A 19,554-nucleotide genomic window follows, 5' to 3' on the forward strand; every position below is an offset into this window, starting at 1 on the left:
GCCGAATAATTTATCTGTGATCAGGAAGGTTCATTCCTTCCTGATCTAAAGCAGGAAGAACATGAAAACTTATCAGGCATGTCTGCAAAGCCATGCAAATTGTGTTGTATGTAGCGATGGCGATCAAAATCCACATTCACTGCAACTCAGGTTTACCCATGTGACAGAAAATGAAGTTGCCGCTGATTATCGGGTAAATAAAAAGCATCAGGGATATATCAACTTATTACACGGCGGCATTGCCAGCACCTTGCTGGACGCGGCGATGACGCATTGTCTGTTAGCCAAAGGGATTGAAGCGCTGACTGCGGAACTGAATGTGCGTTTTCATACGCCGGTTTTAGTTGGTGATTCGGTGCAGATCATGGGTCGTTTAATTAGTCAGCGACGCGGTATTTATTTACTGGAGGCCACCCTGTCAGTGGCAAAGCAAGTTTGTGTGAAAGCGACAGGTAAGTTCATTCAACCCAAAGGGGGAGTGATCCATCGTGAGTTGTCTGTTTGAGTTGACTGTTATCTGCGATAACCATGCAGCAGAGGGGTTACTCCCTGAACATGGTCTGGCATTTGTGCTTCGTGCGGATGAAAACAAAATTCTGTTTGATACCGGCAGCGGCGAAACATTGATCCACAATGCGACTAAGCTGGGTATTGATCTGGCTGATATCACTTATCTGGTACTGAGCCATGGTCACTATGATCATACTGGTGGGATCGCCCAGGTGCTGCACTTGAATGAACACTGCCCGCTCATTGCACATCCCTTTGTCTTATCTGAACGATACAGCCGTCATCCCGATCGGCCTGTAAGACGTATCAGCATGCCATTCAGTGTTCAGGCCGCGTTACAGCAATTATCTCCGATACGGCTACGCTGTCAGTCAGTATCTTCTATGCTGAGCAACAACGTAGGTGTTACCGGCAAAATCCCGCGAACCAGTTTATTTGAAGACACAGGCGGGCCATTTTATATTGATGAAGCAGGCCAGTTTAATGACGCCATCCCGGATGATCAGGCCTTATGGATTAATACACCGCAGGGTCTGGTGATTATTCTGGGCTGTTGTCATGCCGGTGTCGTGAATACGATCGAATATATCCGTCATCTTGCCGGGGAGTCTCGTGTTGCGGGCATCATTGGCGGACTCCATCTGCTCCATGCATCTCCTGAACGGATTGAACAGACCCTTATTTATTTAAAAAAACTCAAGCCTGATTTCATCTATGCCGGACATTGTACAGGTGATGATGTCATTGTGACGATGCGTGAAAATCTGCGGGACACCGCGGTATGTCAGCTATACGCCGGTATAGATATAGGAACTGTGAGGAGCTGAAGATGAACAGCGAAATCAATACTGATGTCGTGATTGTGGGAGCTGGTAGTGCTGGTTTATATGCACTGAGAGAAGTTCGCCGCGCCCGGAAATCTTTTATTCTGATCGATACCGGCCCGTTAGGGACAACCTGCGCCCGGGTTGGCTGCATGCCGTCAAAAGTGGCTTTGCATGCGGCTAAATTATGGGCGGGGTGTAATAAATTAAGTCAAATAGGTGTGACAGGTACAGATGTTTTATCGATAGATCTGTCTGCGACCTGGAGTGCACTCCGCGCACAGCGTGATAAATTCAGTCACAGTGCAGCAACGAAAGCCCGGAATGCTGCAGGTGAGCATCTGATCATAGGTGCTGCCCGGTTTCTGGAACCTACGTTGATAGAGGTGGATTCCATCAACGGTAAACAAACCATTCGTGCATCCTCAGTTGTCATCGCGACAGGATCTCGCCCGGTTGTACCTGCCTGGCTGGAACCCGTAAAAAATCGAATGGTCACGACAGATGATTTTTTTGAGTTGTCGGCACTACCTGAACGAGTCGGGATCCTTGGGCTGGGGGCGATTGGTCTGGAGATGGGCGCTGCTTTATCTCGTCTCGGCGTAGAGGTGATTGGGGCCGATCTCGCGTCAACAGTGGCCGGAATTACTGATCCGGTCATAGCCAAACAAGCAACAGCATATTTTGGTTCAGAAATGACGCTGTGGTTAGGTGCTCCCGTTAGTGTAGAGCGGACAGAAAAAGGCGTACTAGTTCGTAGCGGTGATAATCAGGCTGAAGTAGATCTTATTCTGAGCGCATTAGGCCGCCGCCCGAATGTAGATATGCTTGGATTGGCAGAAGCCGGATTTCCAATCGGTGAACGGGGTATGCCAGTATTTGATACCCGGACATTACAAATCGGTCATTTACCGGTATTTATTGCCGGCGATGCAAATGGCTTTCGGCCTCTGATGCATGAGGCAGCCGATGAAGGTGCTATCGCTGGTTTTAATGCAGTTCAAGAAACTGTCACCCGGTTTCGTCGGAAGGTCGCTGTCGGTATCGCATTTACGGATCCTGACATCTGTTCTGTAGGAGCCCGGTTTGATGAGTTACACCTTGAGCATGTTGTGATTGGCAGCGCCAGTGGTGAAGCAAATGGGCGGGCTAAGATTTTAGGTGCGGAAAGTAGTTTATTGCGGGTTTATGCCGATGCCCGGGATGGTCAGTTGCTTGGTGCATCAATTCTGGCAGATGGCGGTGAACATCTGGCACATTTGCTGGCGTGGGCGATACAGCGAGGAGAAACTGCAACCAGTTTACTTGAATTGCCTTTTTATCACCCGGTAATGGAAGAGATGCTGCAGACTGCATTACAGGAAATAGCCAAAAAAGTCACTATGCCGGGAGGCGTTCCGCTTGGGCTGGTTGCTGATGAATTTAGCTAAAATTATCGCCGGATACCGTCTCCGGCGATTTTTAACCCAGAACCGCCACGCTCTTAATTTGTGCCCACACGGACATCTGTTTTTTTAGTGTCAGTGCATGACATGATCGCTTCGTGATCAATGCAAGTAATATCGTCCCGTTTGTATTTAACCGGATAAGTACATTTCCGGGGGAAGTAGTTTCTGTAATGCTGACTACCCGGACCGGGATCAGATTCAGGATGCTGGTATCCGGATGTTTTTCTGACACCAGACTCACATCTCGGGCCAGAATCCGGCATCGTAAAGGACCGTTTTTACCCAATATCATTAGCAGTGCATAACCAGTAGCTACAGGAGGAAAAACAAGTGGCAGAGTGACTAGCAGGTCAATAATCACGCGTCCCGGAAAACTTTTTTTGCTGAGACAATAACCCAGTAACAGGCTGGCGATCAGATGCAGTAATAGTGTTATTAGTACAACCTGACCCGTCAGAGAAAGAGAGAACCGGGTTTCCGGTTCCCTCAACAAAGCTGGAATACTGACAAGCCAATCAATCATAACCCTGCACCCTGTAACGCTTTATGGGCGGCATCAGAATTTAGATAGTTTTGAAACGCTTTTATCGCAGCGTTATTTTCATGGCCTTTTACCACGGCAGCAGCAATATAGATTGGCGAATAAGTTTGATGGTCGATTTCAATATAACCACCAATTTTATCCTGAATAGCCAATGCTTCTGTCATATTGATAAAGCCGGCATCGACTTCGCCACTGATCAGATAACTGGAAACCTGCGGAACCGAGCTGACTTCCATCAATTTATTTTTCAGCTTTTTATCCAATTCGCCGACAGATAAAAATTCATGAGCGGCTATACCATAAACCGCCTTTTTAGTATCTGGTAACGCAATCCGGGTAAATTTTTCACTTAGCAGTTGTTGAGGAGAATCCAACGATTTTCCCTTTGCATATGCCAGCACAAGTGTGCCATCACCCAGCGGAATGAAATGACTAAACGAGACTTTTTTTGCCTGCTTGAGAAATGACAAATCACCAATAACCAGTGATACATCGTCAGATTGACTGGTTTGCGCCAGTACCTGAGCCATGTTGCCATAGAACAAGTCGACTTTATTGTTAGTCACCTTTTCGAATTGCTGACTGAGTTCACTGACCGGGCGTTTATAGCCGGCAAAACCAGCGACCAGCAGTGTTTCTGCATGTAAAAAAGGAGATACACAAAACAGGATGAACAGAGCATATTTTTTCATAACCAACCTCAATATCAGATCAACAGATATGAGGGTTTATCAACATTCATGCCATTCAAAACGCCATATATTTATTTATATAGCGATGGTTTCATTACAATCAAAATAATAAATGTCTTTTTTGTCAGGTTACAAACATGCAGCGTTGTGATCATTACAGTCTTGTTTTTTAAGGTTAAGCCGGGCTGCCACATTATGTGCATGCAGACTGTCTTCATGAATCACTTCAATGCTAAAGGCTATATAGTGATTGGTATAGCGTAATGCACTATAGACGCATCGGGCTGCATCTGATGATGCTGGCACCTTTCTTGATATTACTTTCAGGGTGGTCTTCTTTATCAAAAGGATTTTGTGATGCGCTGTGTGCTTACCGATGAGCAATTATTGAAGTTATTACACGACGATGTGCCATTTGGAGACTTGACTACCGAACTGCTGCTTACAGTAGATAAACCGGTTCAGATCACTTTTGCCGCGCGACAGGACATGACCGTCTGTTGTGTCGAAGAAGCGGCCCGGCTGTTTGAATTGTGTGGTGCAACGAGCGAACTGCTGGTTTCATCGGGTCATTCGGTAACGAAAGGTTCTGTGTTGCTGAAAGCGACAGGCCATACCGATGCGTTATTTGCAGTCTGGAAAGTGACACAGATACTGGTGGAATGGGCGAGTGGGGTTGCCAGTGCAACTCGTGCTCTGGTTGACGCCGCTGGTTCTGTTCCGGTTGCCTGTACCCGAAAACAGACTCCGGGTACGAAAGCGCTATCGGTCAAAGCGGTGAAAGCGGGTGGCGGTGTCATTCATCGGCTGGGCTTATCAGAAAGCATTTTGCTGTTTGCGGAGCACCGGCAATTTCTGACAGAGACACCAGCCGCTATTTTGCAGCGATTGAAAATCCAGGCACCGGAACATCGTCGTGTTGTCGAAGTGCATGATCTGGACGATGCCAGACTGTGGGCCAACGCGGGTGCAGAAGTTTTGCAAATGGATAAATTCTCGTTGGAAGATGTGCGCGCCTGCGCTGCATTCTGCCGGGAAAATAATCTGCCAGTGATTCTTGCTGCTGCAGGGGGCGTTAATGCAAAAAATGCAGCGGACTATGTCGCCGCAGGTGCGGGCTTACTGGTGACATCCGCGCCGTATCATGCAGAACCGAAAGACGTGCAGGTCACCTTTATTTCCGGTGGTTAAGAATCAGTAATCCGTATTTGACCGGTGGTGCGTTATATCACGATAATATAAAAACGCTCTCCCGGTGAGAGATCATGCAGAAGATGCCGGATGGGGATAGATGATCCATCGATTGTCTGTCATTCGTGATTATTCTCTTGGTTACATAGGAACAAGCATGTTGCTCAGAACATTCTTACTGGTTACAGCATTAATCTTCAGCTTTACAGTCAAAGCGAAAGACTGGTTAATTGATGTCAGAACAGCAAATGAATACAGCATTGATCATGCTGATGGTGCCGCCAACATCGAGTATCAACAAATAGTGCTTGGGGCGCAGCATCTGGGAATTCAGAAACAGGATACAGTCCGTTTGTATTGCAGGTCAGGTCGTCGGGCAGAGATTGCACGAGAGTCTTTGCTACATGCAGGCTATCAGAAAGTTGAAAACCTGGGGTCACTACAAGAAGCGGAAAGCTGGACTCAAACATCGCGTATTGCTGCTGTTCAGCAATAATTGGAACGGTTACATTGCATAATCAAGAATTGACTATTAACATTAATTCAACAAGGGGAGTAACTTAATACCGATGGGTCGTCATCACAGTGCATGCACTCGGCCGTTGGGCAGTTGTTGAAATAACTGTAAGTGAGACTTTGCCATTGCAGGCAAGGTCTGTTCTCTAACTAAGAAAGCCTGTGCCTGAATGACACAGGCTTTTTATTTAGGGGTTCTGTATGGAACGACTTGATGCCTGGTGGATGTGGAGTGGTTTCGCTGTACTGGTTATCCTCATCTTTTTGATCGATCTGTTTGTCGGTGGCGGCAAGCAGCACAGAGTTTCATTCAGAGAAGCGGCAATCTGGTCAGTGATCTGGGTTTGTGTGGCGTGTGTTTTTAATGGTGGGATCTGGTTATATCTCGATAACACGGTAAGCCGGGAACTGGCGAATGAAAAAGCACTGGAGTTTTTTACCGGCTATCTGATTGAAAAAGCACTCGCAATTGATAATTTTTTCGTCTGGCTGATGTTGTTTAATTACTTTGCTATTCCGGCAGAACTGCAACGCCGGGTTTTGATATATGGCGTTCTGGGTGCCATTGTGATGCGGACCGGAATGATATTTGCCGGCGCCTGGCTGATATCGCATTTCCACTGGATCCTTTATGTTTTCGGCGGATTCCTGGTCATGACGGCCATCAAAATGATCTGGGCTGCCGATAAAGAGCCGGACTGGGCGAATAATCCATTGATATTATGGCTACACCATCATTTAAAAATAACCCATAAATTACATGATGAAAAATTCATCGTAATTCAAAAAGGTGTGCGTTATGTAACCCCGTTGTTCCTGGTTCTGGTGCTGGTTGAAATCAGTGATCTTATTTTTGCCGTTGATAGTATTCCGGCTATTTTTGCTATTACGACCGATCCATTTATTGTTCTTACATCGAATATATTTGCAATCATGGGGTTACGGGCAATGTATTTCCTGCTGGTTGGTTTTGCTGACCGGTTTGTATTTCTTAAATACGGTCTGGCTGCGATTCTGTTGTTTATTGGCAGTAAAATGTTGCTGATGAATATAATTAAAATCCCGATCCTGTTATCACTGGGGGTGGTGGCTGTGATTCTGGCTATCAGCGTGATTGCCAGTCTTGTGCATAATCGCCGTCACAGGATCACTAAATAATGCTGATATCCCTTGTCATCAGTATCCATTCACCGCCATGCATGCAGCCCTCATATAAAATGACCGGCAATGCACTGACTTTGATAAAACCCAGTTGTTCATATAGTTTTACTGCGTTGATGTACCAGGTGCCGGCCACCCGGGCATTTTCAATGCAGACTTTCGCATTTTTATAGCTGAAATTGCCTTCATCCCGCATTGCTCTGTTCGCACCGACGGCCAGCGGCGATTCGCCTTCGGCTGCCATCGTTTTCCAGAAATATTCAGGTATGCCTTCCCCGGCTAGATTGATCAGATAGGCCAGTGCCTCGGCATCTTCTTTGGTTGCATTTCTGATGTTCATCATTCTTGTCCGGTTCGCTGATTTTAATGCCGCATATTGATATATCTATTATATGTCTTATTGGGGGGTATTCAGGAAGTGTTCCCCAAAAATGTGTCTGGCGTAATGTCAATAGCTTCGAATGAGAGTGAATGTGAGACCTACCGCATTTTTATATATTTATTTGAAAACCATCTTCAGGCGTTCACCTGGCTGCTATCCTTATTAATAGTAGGGATATTGGATAGGCCGCTGTCAGCTTTCTTGTTGATGGCCTTTCCGTTACTTCATCCAGGGGAGGATGACATGATGAACGATCGCAATAGATGGAAAAAGATCGTCATGCTTGCCGGTGCATTATTTACCGCACTGATGCTTGCTGTGACGGTGGTAGTCATTGACGGAGGCAGTGCCTCATTCAGTTTAATTCCGACCGCAGAAGCTGCCGGCCCTGGTGGTGGCGGAAATGGTGGAGGAGGAAACGGCGGAGGAGGAAGTGGTGGTGGCGGTGGTAGTGGTGGAAGCACGAAAGGGGATTTGTACGGTGATATGTATATTCTGCTCCGATACCCTAATGGTGAACCAATCATAATTGCAGGTAACGAACAAGTCGTCGCGTTTGTTTATGATGAAAATGCTGTGCTGGTACCGTTGCTGAATACAGACGGAGACAGGGTTGCCATTCCGTATACTGTAGATGGTGATCTTGCCACCACGATGACTCTTGATTCCGTAGTTTATAATGTTTATCCGGGTGAAGTTGAGTTCGGACGCCTTAGTGTCGCCCGTTCACCAACCAAGGTGCTGACACATGCTCTGGACGAAGCGCTGGCTAAACTAACTTCTGGCGGTATTGTTGCCGTAGATGCAACCGGCAGGCTGACCGTGGACGGAGTGGCTATTGATTCACCGCTGGAAAATATCGCGCTGTATGACGCCTATATGAGCAACAATAACTCGATAGAAGGCGTAACTCTGCCTGCGGGCTTCGCTCCGGAAGCGTTACTTGCCGCAGCAGCAGATAAAACAGGTACCATCATAGTCGATACGGTTGTCTATATTAATTCCGTGCTGGGTATTAACACCGGTGAGAATTATTACGACTTTTCAGACTACGATTATGATCGTGCTACAACCTGGGGCAACGTGAAGGTTTGGGTTCTGGTTCAGACCTCGGATACTACTTATGAGGCTCGGGAGGTTAATGTATTTGAAACTGTATTTGATTCTGAAAACTGGAACAATTCTACTGACCCTACCTTTGACAATGGTGTGGATGCAGGCGGTGCGGATGACTTCGCCCAGAAAAGCGATGACTTCCTGAAAGTAATTTCATTTGTTCACGACAATGCTGTGCGTTGATTTAGTCTTTGGCTGAGCTGCGATACCGCTCAGCCCTTTATATTCCGTCAGCACCACAAAATGAAGAGTGTGAGCTGACGGCCTACCGTTTAAATGCATTTTGCCGGTTTGGGCAGGCCGGCAATTTTGGTGGCCTGCTTGGCCGGACCGTCCGGGAACAGACGGTAGAGATAACGGCTGTTTCCCTTATCTTCCCCCAGTTTCAGCGCCATGGCTTTAACCAGTGCGCGAATAGCGGGGGAGGTTTTATATTCAGCATAGAAATCGCGGACAAAATGGATCACTTCCCAATGCGGTTCGCTCAGCGTGATCTGCTCGCCGGCGGCAATCAGTTCTGCCAGTTCGGGTGTCCAGTCACTCATGTTTTTCAGATAACCATGAGCATCAGTCTCAATTTCTTTGTTGCCAATAACCAGCATCTATTTACTCCGGAAAAATGATTTATCTGCGCTGTGACCTTGTATCAGCGGCTTTAACAATCGGGATAGTTTTAATATTTCAGTAGTCATGATACCGATATGATTCATTTCCTGCCGAATCAATTCTGCTTTCTGATCGGTATCCTGAGCCGTATCTGAGTAGGGGCTGGCCGATAAGGATGCCAGTGCAATCGGGGCATCGTTGTTGTTCCCTGATAAAGCAGTGACTGACTCATCCAATGCCGCAAACAGAGATTCAGCGTATTTGATCAGTTGTGGTTCAAACAGTGAACCGTGCAATTCCTGATGAATGCCAAGTGCAGAGACATAAGACAACAGACTGTGGTTGCGGTAAATCAGGGCCGCACACAAGCTGGTGTAACGCCGCTGTTGCTTGGGATCGGTCTGCATATTGATCCACGCCTGAGCCAGTGCACTATCTGCGTGGTGGGCCGCAATCCGCTTCTGGTTGAATTTTTCATCCCGGTCTGAAGTCTGTAACGCCGATATGATCGATTTCAGATATTCATAGTTGCAGCGGGTGGCATTAGTCAGTAATTCAGGAATCCGCTGATATTGCCATTCCGGCCACAGCACCGTGACTGCACCGAAAGAGAGTATGCTGCCGAGCAGGGTATCGACAAAACGCGGCAGTATGATGCTTTTTTCTTCTATACCCAGCAGGCCGAATGCGGTCATTGCGTACAGGGTAATAAAAATGACCGCAACGCTGTAATTGTTTCTCAACTGGGCAAAAAACAGCACTGCTGCAACGGCCATCAGAATAAGCTGAATACCCGGTTCCGGTGAAAACCAGAGTAGCGGCAGGCTCAGCATCAAACCACTGCAAGTGCCGGCAATACGCTGGAACAGACGTCGCCGGGTTGCCGTATAACTGGACTGGCAAACAAACAGACACGTCAGCAATACCCAGAAACCCTGTTTAATATTAAACAGTTGCAGCAAGCCATAAGCCGCAACCAGACACAGACTCATGCGGCAGGCGTGACGGAACAGCGGCGATTTAAAACTGAAGTGAGACCTGATTTGTTGCAGCGCTGACATCGCGGATGCTGTTGTAGCCGCTTTTTTCTCCGTAGGTAATGAGTTTGCAGTGGTGAGCAATTTATCAACCGAATTCAGCAGCAGTACAATTTCGAGCAGGTTTTTTTGTAAAAACCGCAGAGCATTGACGGTGTGAGCCGAAAACGGTGTTTTCTCATGGCTGAATTGCAGCTGATCACCCAGCGCCTGAATGCCCCAGAGTAATCCTGGTGAAACCTGAAAGGGATTATTCATCAGAGTTGCATAGCCCAGTTGCTGCACAGTACTGCCGAGTTGCCGGAGCAGCTCACGGAATCCATCCAGCAGCAGATTACTGTGCACGTCTTCCTTCAGCCGGTTATAGAGATAGTGGCTGGACGTGATCCGTTCATGGATCTGTTCGGTAATGGCTTGCAGCGCTTTTAACTGTCGCAATTCCTGATCAAAGGGATCAGTCCGGCGTGCGATCATCTCCTGGCACAGATTAATGGATGCCATGCAATCCACATTCAGAATGGCCAATTTCTGATGAATGGTCGGCTGCTCATCCGCATTACTTGGAAACAACCAGGCTTTCTGGGTGCAATACCGGGCCAGAGAAAAGCAGCTTTGCGCAAGCTGCTCCCGCAATGGTTTATTCGGGGTGATCCATAACCAGCATAAAGAAATAAAGCCATACCACAATGCGCCGGTACATAACCAGACCGGCTGGAACCAGATCGTCGGCGCCTGAGCGGCACCCATCATGGAATACACGGCAACCAGCAGACTGCCAAAGCTGATACTGCTGTAACGTTTGCCTAATCCGCCGAGCATAATAAAAGAGAAGGCGGAAACGAAAAGCCCTCCGGCGAACAGCCAGGGGTAGGGGTATAGCAGCTGCACTGACAGGGTGGCGATCCAGAAACACGCCAGTGTCAGCAGTAACGACTTGACCCGTCCGGCCGGAGAGTCGTCCGGTTCGGCAATGGCACCGGCCACAATACCCAGCGACATTGCTACCGTTTCATGAGTCATGTCCAGATATAGTCCGGGCAGAAGCACACCGGCCAGAGCGCACGATACTTTTAAGGCGAAAAAGACATGCGTATCCGTAATAAACCGCTGCAAAAATCGGGTGAAAGCAAGCATGCAGGCTAAAGACCATTAAACAAGTATGTTATTTATAGTAATGAAAACAGAACCGGCGGTAAAACAACAGTTTTAAATGAGAATCAGGGATGAATCAGCCTAATAACTGTTCAGTCAGTTAAAGCAACCTAGCTTTCATGTTTACAACTTTTCTCAGCTTTAGTACTATGCGCCGCAACCACGGAGAGATGGCAGAGTGGTTAAATGCACCGGTCTTGAAAACCGGCAAGGGTTTGTAGCCCTTCTAGGGTTCGAATCCCTATCTCTCCGCCAATTTAAAATGAAACTAAGCCGTTGAATATCAACGGCTTTTTTCTTTTCTGGGGGTGCTAAGTCAAACCAAAAGGATTGACTGAGACAATGTACCTTTTCAAAGCCCCCAACTACACCTACTACACCCGCATTTGTCTGCCCAAAAATCTTCGTGATCGTGGCTTTCCATATCAAGCTCTCGATAAGGATTAAAGTCCACATATCGCATCATGAATTACTTCACACAATCCAATGAAAACAGGCTGATTTCAGAGTATTATTTTCTGACTCAATCGTGACAATAGCAGCCAGAAATGAACGAACTAGAACAGCAATTTTTAAAAGATTTAGAGAAGAAGCTGTGGAATGCCGCAGATAAGCTCAGAGCAACGTTAGACGCAGCACAATACAAACACGCCGTGCTGGGTCTTATCTTCGTGAAATATGTTTCTGATGCTTTTTCTATTCGTCAGGATGAAATCAAAGCCGATCTTGCCAACCCAGAGCATGAATATTACCTAGACCCGGACGATTTCACGCCAGAAGAGCTGGCAGAAGAAATCGCGATTGAACTTGAACAACGCGATTACTACACCGAGAAAAACGTATTCTGGCTGCCCACAGAATCTCGCTGGAAGTTTCTGCAAGACAATGGCCCACTTGTGATTGGTGGTGCTGATTTAGTCATTGATAGCAAACCCAAGAAAATCACCTCGGTGGGTCATCTGATTGATAATGCACTGGAAGGGATCGAACGCGATAACCCGAAACTGAAAGGCGTGCTCAACAAGCACTATGCTGCGCTTAAAATCGACCAAGCGAAACTGAATGAACTCATCAATCTGATTGCCACCATTCCGTTCACTCATAAATCACTCAACAGCAAAGATATTCTCGGTCATATCTACGAATATTTCTTAGGCGAATTTGCTTTGGCTGAGGGTAAGAAAGGCGGTCAGTTTTATACGCCAGCCTCAATTGTGACTCTGATTGTTGAAATGATTGAGCCATTTGAAGGCCGCGTCTATGACCCTGCAATGGGTTCGGGTGGCTTCTTCGTTCAGTCTGAAAAATTTATTGAGCGTTATGCCGGTAAAAACAACATTGACCCACTCACGCAAAAACAGAAGATCTCGATCTACGGTCAGGAATACAACTACACCACCTGGCAGTTGGCAGCAATGAACATGGCGATCCGAGGTCTCGATTATGATTTCGGTAAAGAACCTGCCAGCACCTACACCAACGACCAACACCCAGATCTACGGGCTGACTTCATCATGGCTAACCCACCTTTTAATATGAAGGAATGGGATGCTGGGGTTGATGATAACGACCCGCGTTGGAAATATGGCAAACCACCATCAGGCAATGCGAACTTTGCGTGGTTACAGCATATGCTTTACCACCTTGCACCGAATGGCTCGCAAGCACTTCTCCTTGCCAACGGCTCCATGAGTTCAACCACCAACAACGAAGGTGAGATCCGCAAGAATTTAGTCACCAACGATTTGATTGAATGTATGGTTGCACTGCCCGGTCAACTGTTTACCAACACGCAGATCCCAGCCTGTATCTGGTTTTTAACCAATAACAAAGGCGAACGCACCGATAAAGCCGGTCGTAAATTGCGTAACCGCAAAGGTGAAGTACTGTTTATCGATGCGCGTCAGCTTGGTTATATGAAAGACCGTGTGCTGCGTGATTTCACCATGGATGATATTCAAAAAGTCGCTGACATTTTCCATGCTTGGAAAATGGGCGAAGCTGTGAATGGCGTGGCTTACGAAGATCAGGCAGGTTTCTGTAAATCAGCCTCCTTGGAAGAAATAACAAAACATGATTTTGTGCTGACACCGGGACGATATGTGGGTGCAGCCGTTGAAGAAGATGATGGCATTCCTTTTACCGAGAAAATGGCAACGTTAACTGAAAAACTGAGTGAGCAATTTGCTGAATCAGCCAAATTAGAAGCAGAAATTAAACAGAAATTGGTGGGGCTTGGTTATGAGCTGTAATTGGCCTGAATACTACATAGATGAATTAAAAGCACCAGCCAAAGGTGCTATAGCTATGGGGCCGTTCGGTTCTCGCATCAAGGCTGAAAATTTTGTTTCATCTGGTGTTCCAGTTTTGAAAGGAGGCAATTTACATGGCGCGTATGTGGATGATTCAGATTGTGATTTTCTTACAGAAGAAAAAGCTGATGAGTTGAAATCCTCTATTGCTTTTGAAGGTGATATTGTCATCACTCATAGAGGTACTATTGGGCAAGTCAGCATAATTTCTGAAGATGCAAAATATCCACGATATGTTGTTTCTCAAAGCCAACTAAAAATATCGTTAGATAGGAAAAAAGTTAATCCATATTACGTTAATTACTACTTAAGAAGTCACTTAGGTCAGCATCAACTTTTGTCATTTGCTTCACAGGTAGGTGTGCCCGCCATTGCGCAAGCATCTACTTCTGTAAAACAAATTCGAGTCCCATGTCCCCCATTAGATATTCAGAATAAGATAGTCGAATTCATTCGGTCTGTTGATAAGAAAATTGCAAATAACACCCAAACCAACCAAACCTTAGAACAAATGGCGCAAGCCATCTTCAAATCTTGGTTTGTCGATTTCGATCCAGTCAAAGCCAAAATGAACGGCGAACAACCGGAAGGCATGGATGAAGCCACTGCCGCGCTTTTCCCAGATAAGCTAGTTGAAAGCGAGTTGGGGTTGATACCGGAAGGGTGGAATATTCAACCGTTGAGTGATGTATCAAGAGTAATAAATGGTCGTGCGTACAAAAATTCAGAATTTAGAGAAAAAGGAACTCCTATAGTTCGAATTCAGAATCTTACTGGCGCAGGAAAGACCGTATATTCTGACATCGATTTACCTCAAGATAAGCTTATTGACCACGGAGACTTAATTTTTGCTTGGTCGGCAACCTTCGGGCCTTATCTATGGCGAGGGCCAAAATCAATCTACCACTATCATATTTGGAAGATGGAAGTAGATGAGAATAAGTTTGGCAAATACTTATTATTTATGCATCTAGCTAGGTTAACAGAGTATCTAAAAAACCAAGGTACAGGCTCTATCTTTACTCACTTAACAAAAGGCATCATGGAAAGTCAAAAATTGGTTGTACCGTTTGAGGGAGTGGTTCAGGCATTTGCGAAAGTTGTAACACCACTATTTGTCCAAATTGATGCTCTTCACAAACAAAATAAAACCTTAGAAAGCCTTCGTGAAATACTGTTGCCTAAATTGCTTTCCGGCGAACTCGAGTTAGAACAAACCGAAGAACTGGCTGAGGTTAGCTAATGACGACCCGAGTAGAAATGATTATCGAAACGCTCAAAGCGAATCCCGAGAGAAAGTTTACTGCTCGGGATTTAGCACAAGAATTCGTCCTTCGTTACCCAGCAGAGATTGCCGAAAAACAAACCAACCCTCGTTACGATACAGAAGAAAAATTAATTGCCCAATTAGCTGCTGAAATTGGTGGGGAGCGCACTCGTGCCGCTCAAAAAGCATGTGTAAATGTGGCAACCCGAGATAATCCTCGCCCAAGGATTTACTACTGGAATGACCATCTGGCTGCACCTACCTTCGATGACAATCACGATGAGGCTGATGAGCCTGAGGTTGATACACCTCTGGTTTCACAAAGTTTCAGTGAACATGATTTATATCCAATGCTGATTGAATTTCTCAGCAAAGATCTCGGTTTATATTGCCAACGCATTGATGAGAAAAAATCGAAAAATACCCATGGTAGTGGCGGTAATCACTGGTTACATCCAGATATCGTAGCTCTGGAGCCGCTTGATCAAGGCTGGGATGAAATTGTGCGGAGTTGTGTCCGCAGTGGTAACCATAGCTCTGTTCGTCTTTGGTCGTTTGAAGTGAAAAAACAGCTCACCAGAGGCAATGTGCGTAAATACTTCTTTCAGGCCGTGTCTAACTCCAGCTGGGCTAACTTTGGTTATCTGGTCGCAACGGGTTTAAATAGCGATGTGGAAGCTGAACTGCAAATGCTGTCGAGTCTGCACGGGATTGGTGTGTTAATACTAGATACAGGCTCCCTGTTCGATAGCCAGATCCTCATTCCCGCTCAAGAACGAACGAATGTCGATTGGCAATCAGCGAATCGTATCGTCACCGAAAATAGTGATTTCCATCATTACATCGAACAAGTTGGTATCTATAACCAAACTGGGAAATTGATCCAGAGCGCATGGAATAAATAACAAGGATAAAGGCTGAATGATCACTGAAGACCAACTAGAACAGCAGTGCCTTGATTGGTTTAAAGAGCTGGGTTATCAATATCAAAACGGTTATGACATTGCGCCTGATGGCGATACGCCTGAACGCGACGATTATCATCAAGTCATCTTGCACCAGCGTTTAGTTGATCAGCTCGGTACGTTAAACCCAAACCTGCCTCATGACACACGGATCGAGCTAGCCAAAACTGTTGCCACCACACAAACACCCATTCTGATTAAAAATAACCGCGCCTTTCATAAATACCTGATTGAAGGCGTGCCTGTTGAATATTCGGTGATCGAAGATGGACAATCGGTCACGAAAAATACCCACGCTCGCTTGATTGATTTTGAGAAGGTCGAAAACAACGAGTTTTTAGTCGTGAACCAGTTCACCATTACTGGCACCAAAGGCAATCGTCGCCCTGATGTCGTGGTGTTTATCAACGGCCTGCCCATGGGCGTGATTGAGCTAAAAAATCCTGCTGACGACCATGCAGACATCTGGAATGCCTACAATCAGCTCCAGACCTACAAAGAAGAAATCGCCGATCTGTTTGCATTAAACGAGGCGTTAGTCATCAGTGATGGCTGGACAGCCCGAGTGGGGTCACTCACTGCGAATAAAGAACGTTTTCTACCATGGAAAACCATTGAAAGTGAAGAAGATAAGCCGCTGCTCGAATTTCAACTCGAAACCATGGTACGAGGTTTCTTTAAACCCGAGTTACTGCTTGATTACATTCGCTACTTTGTTCTGTTCGAAAATGATAACGACAAGATCATTAAGAAAATAGCCGGTTATCACCAGTTTCATGCGGTGCGTGCCGCAGTCAAAGCAACGGTCATTGCCGCCGCATGTAGTGATGGAGTTCGAGATCCAAGAGCGAATTACGCCAATCAAGTGATTTCCGGCAGCAAAAAAGCGGGGGTTGTCTGGCATACTCAAGGGAGTGGAAAGAGCATTTCCATGGTCTGCTATGCCAGCAAATTGTTGCAACAGCCCGAGATGAACAACCCGACTTTGGTGGTGGTCACTGACCGGAATGATTTAGATGGGCAATTGTTTAACACCTTCACCATGGCGCAGGAAACTCTGAAACAAATTCCGCAACAAGCTGAAGATCGTGACTCGTTACGAGAACTGTTACTGAATCGTCAATCTGGCGGCATCATTTTTACGACAGTTCAGAAGTTCGCACTGCTCGATAATGAACTGGAACATCCGATCCTTTCCGAACGTTCTAATATCGTTGTCGTGTCTGATGAAGCACATCGTAGCCAATATGGAAATAAAGCTCGTCTCACAGATGTGAAAGATGAAAACGGGAATGTCACTGGTCAACGCTATGTTTATGGTTATTCCAAATACATGCGTGATGCCCTGCCAAATGCTTCATTCATTGGTTTTACTGGTACGCCAATCTCGATGGATGACAAAGACACCCGTGGTGTTTTTGGTGATTATGTCTCTATTTATGACATTCAGGATGCGGTAGATGATGGCGCAACCGTGCCAATTTATTATGAGTCTCGCCTTGCCAAGCTCGATATTAACCAAGAAGAAATCGAAGCTTTAAATGACCAGGTAGAAGACGAGATTGGTGAAGACGAAGAGACATCTGCACGCGAAAAAATCAAATCCCAATGGTCAGCTTTGGAAAAATTGGTTGGCGCTGAACCTCGTATTCAACAAGTCGCCAAAGATTTAGTGGAACATTTTACGACGCGCACCGAGACCTTCCCCGGCAAAGCCATGATTGTGGCAATGAGCCGTGAAATTTGTGTGGATCTCTATAACGCTATCGTCGCAATCAAACCCGATTGGCACAGTGATGACCCGCATAAAGGGGCAATCAAAGTCGTGATGACCGGCAGTGCATCTGACATTGATAAGATGCAGCCACATATTTACGATAAGAAAACTAAAAAGCTATTCGAAAAACGCTATAAAGACACCGATGACGAACTTCAGTTGGTGATTGTGCGTGATATGTGGCTCACCGGTTTCGATGCGCCATGCTGCCATACCATGTATATCGACAAACCGATGAAAGGCCACAACCTGATGCAGGCGATTGCTCGCGTGAACCGGGTGTTTAAAGATAAGCCGGGCGGTTTAGTGGTCGATTATATCGGCATTGCCAATGAATTAAAAAATGCACTAAAAACCTATACCAACAGCCAAGGGAAAGGTAAACCAACGGTTGATACGGCGGAAGCATTTGCGATCCTGATGGAAAAAATCGACATCGTTCGGGGTATGTTTGCTACCCCCGTGGATGGCGCAGTTTTTAATTACCGACCTGATTTTGAAACTAAACCATTGCAACTATTACCGGGCGCGGTAAACCATATCTCTGGTTTGAGCCACAAGAACAACAAAGGTGACGATGTTCGTGATGGTAAACGCCGTTTCCTCGATGTCATGGCTGCTTTGATGAAAGCTTTTTCATTGTGTAACACGATGGATGAAGTGAATGGCTACAAGAACGAAATAGCCTTCTATGGTGCGATTAAAACTGCATTCTTAAAACATTCAACCGTGGATAAAAAATGCAGTGACGAGCTGCGTAACTCAGCACTCCGTCAAATCCTGAATAATGCGGTTGTTGCAGACGGTGTTGATGATATTTTCAAAATGGTCGGGTTAGACAAGCCGAATATTGGCTTACTCTCTGAAGAGTTTCTCGAAGATGTGAAGAACATGAAAGAGAGAAACCTTGCGGTAGAACTGCTTGAAAAACTGCTGCGTGACGAAGTCAAAGCGCGAATGAAGAATGATGTGGTTCAGGAAAAGAAATACTCTGAACGCATCATGGCAACGTTGCAGAAATACCATAACCGGAATATCGAAACCGCCCAAGTCATTGAAGAACTGATCCAATGGGCCAAAGAGATGCAGGCTGATGCCGAAATGACGGATAAGCTAAATCTCTCAGTCGATGAAATTGCATTTTATCGAGCATTGGTCACCAATGAAGCTTCTGTGCGTGTTTTGGGTGATGATAGCCTGCGTCAGTTAGCAATCGAACTGACCCAGCAATTGCGTAAATCAGCCACAGTTGACTGGCAAAAACGAGAAAGCGTTCGTGCGCGTATGCGAAATCTGGTGCGTAGGTTGTTACGTCGCTGGAAATACCCACCTGACGCCGCAGAAGAGGCAATCAAGCTAGTTCTTGAACAAGCTGAAGTACTGGCTGACGGGTGGTATGCATAGAGTAAAAACAGGAAAGGCATGGTGAATCGCTATGCCTTTTATACTCATTCATTTTGAATAAATAATGAATGAACCCAATGGGTCTATGACAGACCTCAGTAATCAGTCGATCGGTGAATTTATCGCACTCAGCACAGTAGTTGTTGACTCGTAAACCCTGATTGTTATTAAGGGCAGTCCAAATTTCATTTAGCGCAGTTGAACCATTGCAGAAAAAAGCGCAAAGTCAATTGTAAACATCAATTGATCATTAGCGCTTAGCATTCCTTTAGTAACAAATTGATATTAAACGATTAATTGTAAGGCCCGGTGATGACGGCTGTTGATAGTAGACGCGTGTTCTGACTGATTTAAGTGTCCACTAAAAATTAAGTGGACACTTAGCCTAAGCAGAAATCATTGAAAATTAAAACCTGCCATCGCCGGACGGTTACATACAGACTCCCCGGCAGTATCTTGCTGAATAGAGGTCCTCATCGCTTGCAGGCAGGTAAAGAAAGTCACCTGTTTGAGTGAGGCCCGTTAGAATCTGGCTGGGTTAGCATCCAAAACCTGCAAATCATCGGTATTTATAATCACTAATGTATATACAATTAGTAATGATTAATCAGTATTTCTTCTGTTTGCTATAACAAGATTAATTGGGTATC

The 19,554-nt window shown here is 45.8% G+C and carries 16 protein-coding genes and 1 tRNA gene; 12 read left to right on the forward strand and 5 right to left on the reverse strand.

Annotated features, from left to right (window positions below):
* The first annotated feature begins 61 nt into the window (after nucleotides 1–61).
* Genes TOLA_RS06175 through TOLA_RS06185 form a run of 3 tightly spaced genes read left to right on the forward strand, consistent with a single transcriptional unit; the run spans nucleotide 62 to nucleotide 2,764 of the window.
* Nucleotides 62–505 (forward strand): PaaI family thioesterase, encoded by a 444-nt coding sequence (locus TOLA_RS06175; RefSeq protein WP_012729424.1) that lies wholly within the window; start codon nucleotides 62–64, stop codon nucleotides 503–505.
* Nucleotides 489–1,337 carry an MBL fold metallo-hydrolase gene (locus TOLA_RS06180; RefSeq protein ID WP_012729425.1) on the forward strand — a complete coding sequence of 283 codons (849 nt, stop codon included), beginning with the start codon at nucleotides 489–491 and terminating at the stop codon, nucleotides 1,335–1,337. Before TOLA_RS06175 ends, TOLA_RS06180 begins: the two co-directional genes overlap by 17 nt.
* 2 nt (nucleotides 1,338–1,339) lie before the next feature.
* The gene (locus TOLA_RS06185; protein WP_012729426.1) at nucleotides 1,340–2,764 is read left to right on the forward strand and encodes a dihydrolipoyl dehydrogenase; all 1,425 of its coding nucleotides are present in this window, start codon (nucleotides 1,340–1,342) and stop codon (nucleotides 2,762–2,764) included.
* A gap of 31 nt (nucleotides 2,765–2,795) precedes the next feature.
* Here TOLA_RS06185 and TOLA_RS06190 read toward each other — a convergent pair whose 3' ends face one another.
* Both TOLA_RS06190 and modA read right to left on the reverse strand, forming a co-directional pair.
* Nucleotides 2,796–3,305, reverse strand: a complete 510-nt coding sequence (locus TOLA_RS06190) for a TOBE domain-containing protein (RefSeq protein ID WP_012729427.1) — start codon at nucleotides 3,303–3,305, stop codon at nucleotides 2,796–2,798.
* Nucleotides 3,302–4,018: a molybdate ABC transporter substrate-binding protein gene (gene modA / locus TOLA_RS06195; protein WP_012729428.1), complete on the reverse strand. Its 717-nt coding sequence runs from the start codon at nucleotides 4,016–4,018 to the stop codon at nucleotides 3,302–3,304. Before modA ends, TOLA_RS06190 begins: the two co-directional genes overlap by 4 nt.
* 357 nt (nucleotides 4,019–4,375) lie before the next feature.
* Between modA and modD the strand changes: the two genes are divergently transcribed.
* The 3 genes from modD to TOLA_RS06210 all read left to right on the forward strand — a co-directional run bounded on the left by modD (nucleotide 4,376) and on the right by TOLA_RS06210 (nucleotide 6,883).
* Nucleotides 4,376–5,209 (forward strand): ModD protein, encoded by an 834-nt coding sequence (gene modD, locus TOLA_RS06200; RefSeq protein WP_012729429.1) that lies wholly within the window; start codon nucleotides 4,376–4,378, stop codon nucleotides 5,207–5,209.
* 157 nt (nucleotides 5,210–5,366) lie between these two features.
* Nucleotides 5,367–5,705 (forward strand): rhodanese-like domain-containing protein, encoded by a 339-nt coding sequence (locus tag TOLA_RS06205; protein WP_012729430.1) that lies wholly within the window; start codon nucleotides 5,367–5,369, stop codon nucleotides 5,703–5,705.
* A gap of 221 nt (nucleotides 5,706–5,926) precedes the next feature.
* Complete coding sequence (locus tag TOLA_RS06210) at nucleotides 5,927–6,883, forward strand: TerC family protein (RefSeq protein ID WP_012729431.1); 957 nt, start codon at nucleotides 5,927–5,929, stop codon at nucleotides 6,881–6,883.
* Here the strand turns inward: TOLA_RS06210 and TOLA_RS16330 are convergent.
* A complete protein-coding gene (locus TOLA_RS16330) occupies nucleotides 6,876–7,229 on the reverse strand; it encodes a hypothetical protein (protein ID WP_012729432.1) in 354 nt (117 codons plus the stop codon). The two genes, TOLA_RS06210 and TOLA_RS16330, sit on opposite strands and share 8 nt — an antisense overlap.
* A gap of 282 nt (nucleotides 7,230–7,511) precedes the next feature.
* Here TOLA_RS16330 and TOLA_RS06220 point away from each other — a divergent pair, with 282 nt between their 5' ends.
* A complete protein-coding gene (locus TOLA_RS06220) occupies nucleotides 7,512–8,567 on the forward strand; it encodes a hypothetical protein (protein ID WP_012729433.1) in 1,056 nt (351 codons plus the stop codon).
* Between the two features lie 89 nt (nucleotides 8,568–8,656).
* On the opposite strand, the gene TOLA_RS06225 is transcribed toward TOLA_RS06220, so the two are convergent.
* Complete coding sequence (locus TOLA_RS06225; protein ID WP_012729434.1) at nucleotides 8,657–8,986, reverse strand: TusE/DsrC/DsvC family sulfur relay protein; 330 nt, start codon at nucleotides 8,984–8,986, stop codon at nucleotides 8,657–8,659.
* Nucleotides 8,987–11,161, reverse strand: a complete 2,175-nt coding sequence (gene yccS, locus TOLA_RS06230; RefSeq protein WP_012729435.1) for a YccS family putative transporter — start codon at nucleotides 11,159–11,161, stop codon at nucleotides 8,987–8,989. It abuts the gene before it with no gap.
* A 182-nt stretch (nucleotides 11,162–11,343) separates the two neighbouring features.
* Here yccS and TOLA_RS06235 point away from each other — a divergent pair.
* From TOLA_RS06235 to TOLA_RS06255, 5 genes are all read left to right on the forward strand, one after another.
* Nucleotides 11,344–11,434, forward strand: a tRNA-Ser gene (locus tag TOLA_RS06235).
* A gap of 293 nt (nucleotides 11,435–11,727) precedes the next feature.
* Nucleotides 11,728–13,431, forward strand: a complete 1,704-nt coding sequence (locus tag TOLA_RS06240; RefSeq protein ID WP_012729436.1) for a class I SAM-dependent DNA methyltransferase — start codon at nucleotides 11,728–11,730, stop codon at nucleotides 13,429–13,431.
* Complete coding sequence (locus TOLA_RS06245; protein ID WP_012729437.1) at nucleotides 13,421–14,734, forward strand: restriction endonuclease subunit S; 1,314 nt, start codon at nucleotides 13,421–13,423, stop codon at nucleotides 14,732–14,734. Before TOLA_RS06240 ends, TOLA_RS06245 begins: the two co-directional genes overlap by 11 nt.
* Nucleotides 14,734–15,663 carry a COG2958 family protein gene (locus TOLA_RS06250; RefSeq protein ID WP_012729438.1) on the forward strand — a complete coding sequence of 310 codons (930 nt, stop codon included), beginning with the start codon at nucleotides 14,734–14,736 and terminating at the stop codon, nucleotides 15,661–15,663. The genes TOLA_RS06245 and TOLA_RS06250 overlap by 1 nt, the downstream gene beginning before the upstream one ends.
* 16 nt (nucleotides 15,664–15,679) lie before the next feature.
* Complete coding sequence (locus TOLA_RS06255; RefSeq protein WP_012729439.1) at nucleotides 15,680–18,904, forward strand: type I restriction endonuclease subunit R; 3,225 nt, start codon at nucleotides 15,680–15,682, stop codon at nucleotides 18,902–18,904.
* The last annotated feature ends 650 nt before the right edge of the window (nucleotides 18,905–19,554 follow it).

Origin of the sequence: Tolumonas auensis DSM 9187 (genome assembly GCF_000023065.1) — a bacterium.
Lineage (GTDB): Bacteria > Pseudomonadota > Gammaproteobacteria > Enterobacterales > Aeromonadaceae > Tolumonas > Tolumonas auensis.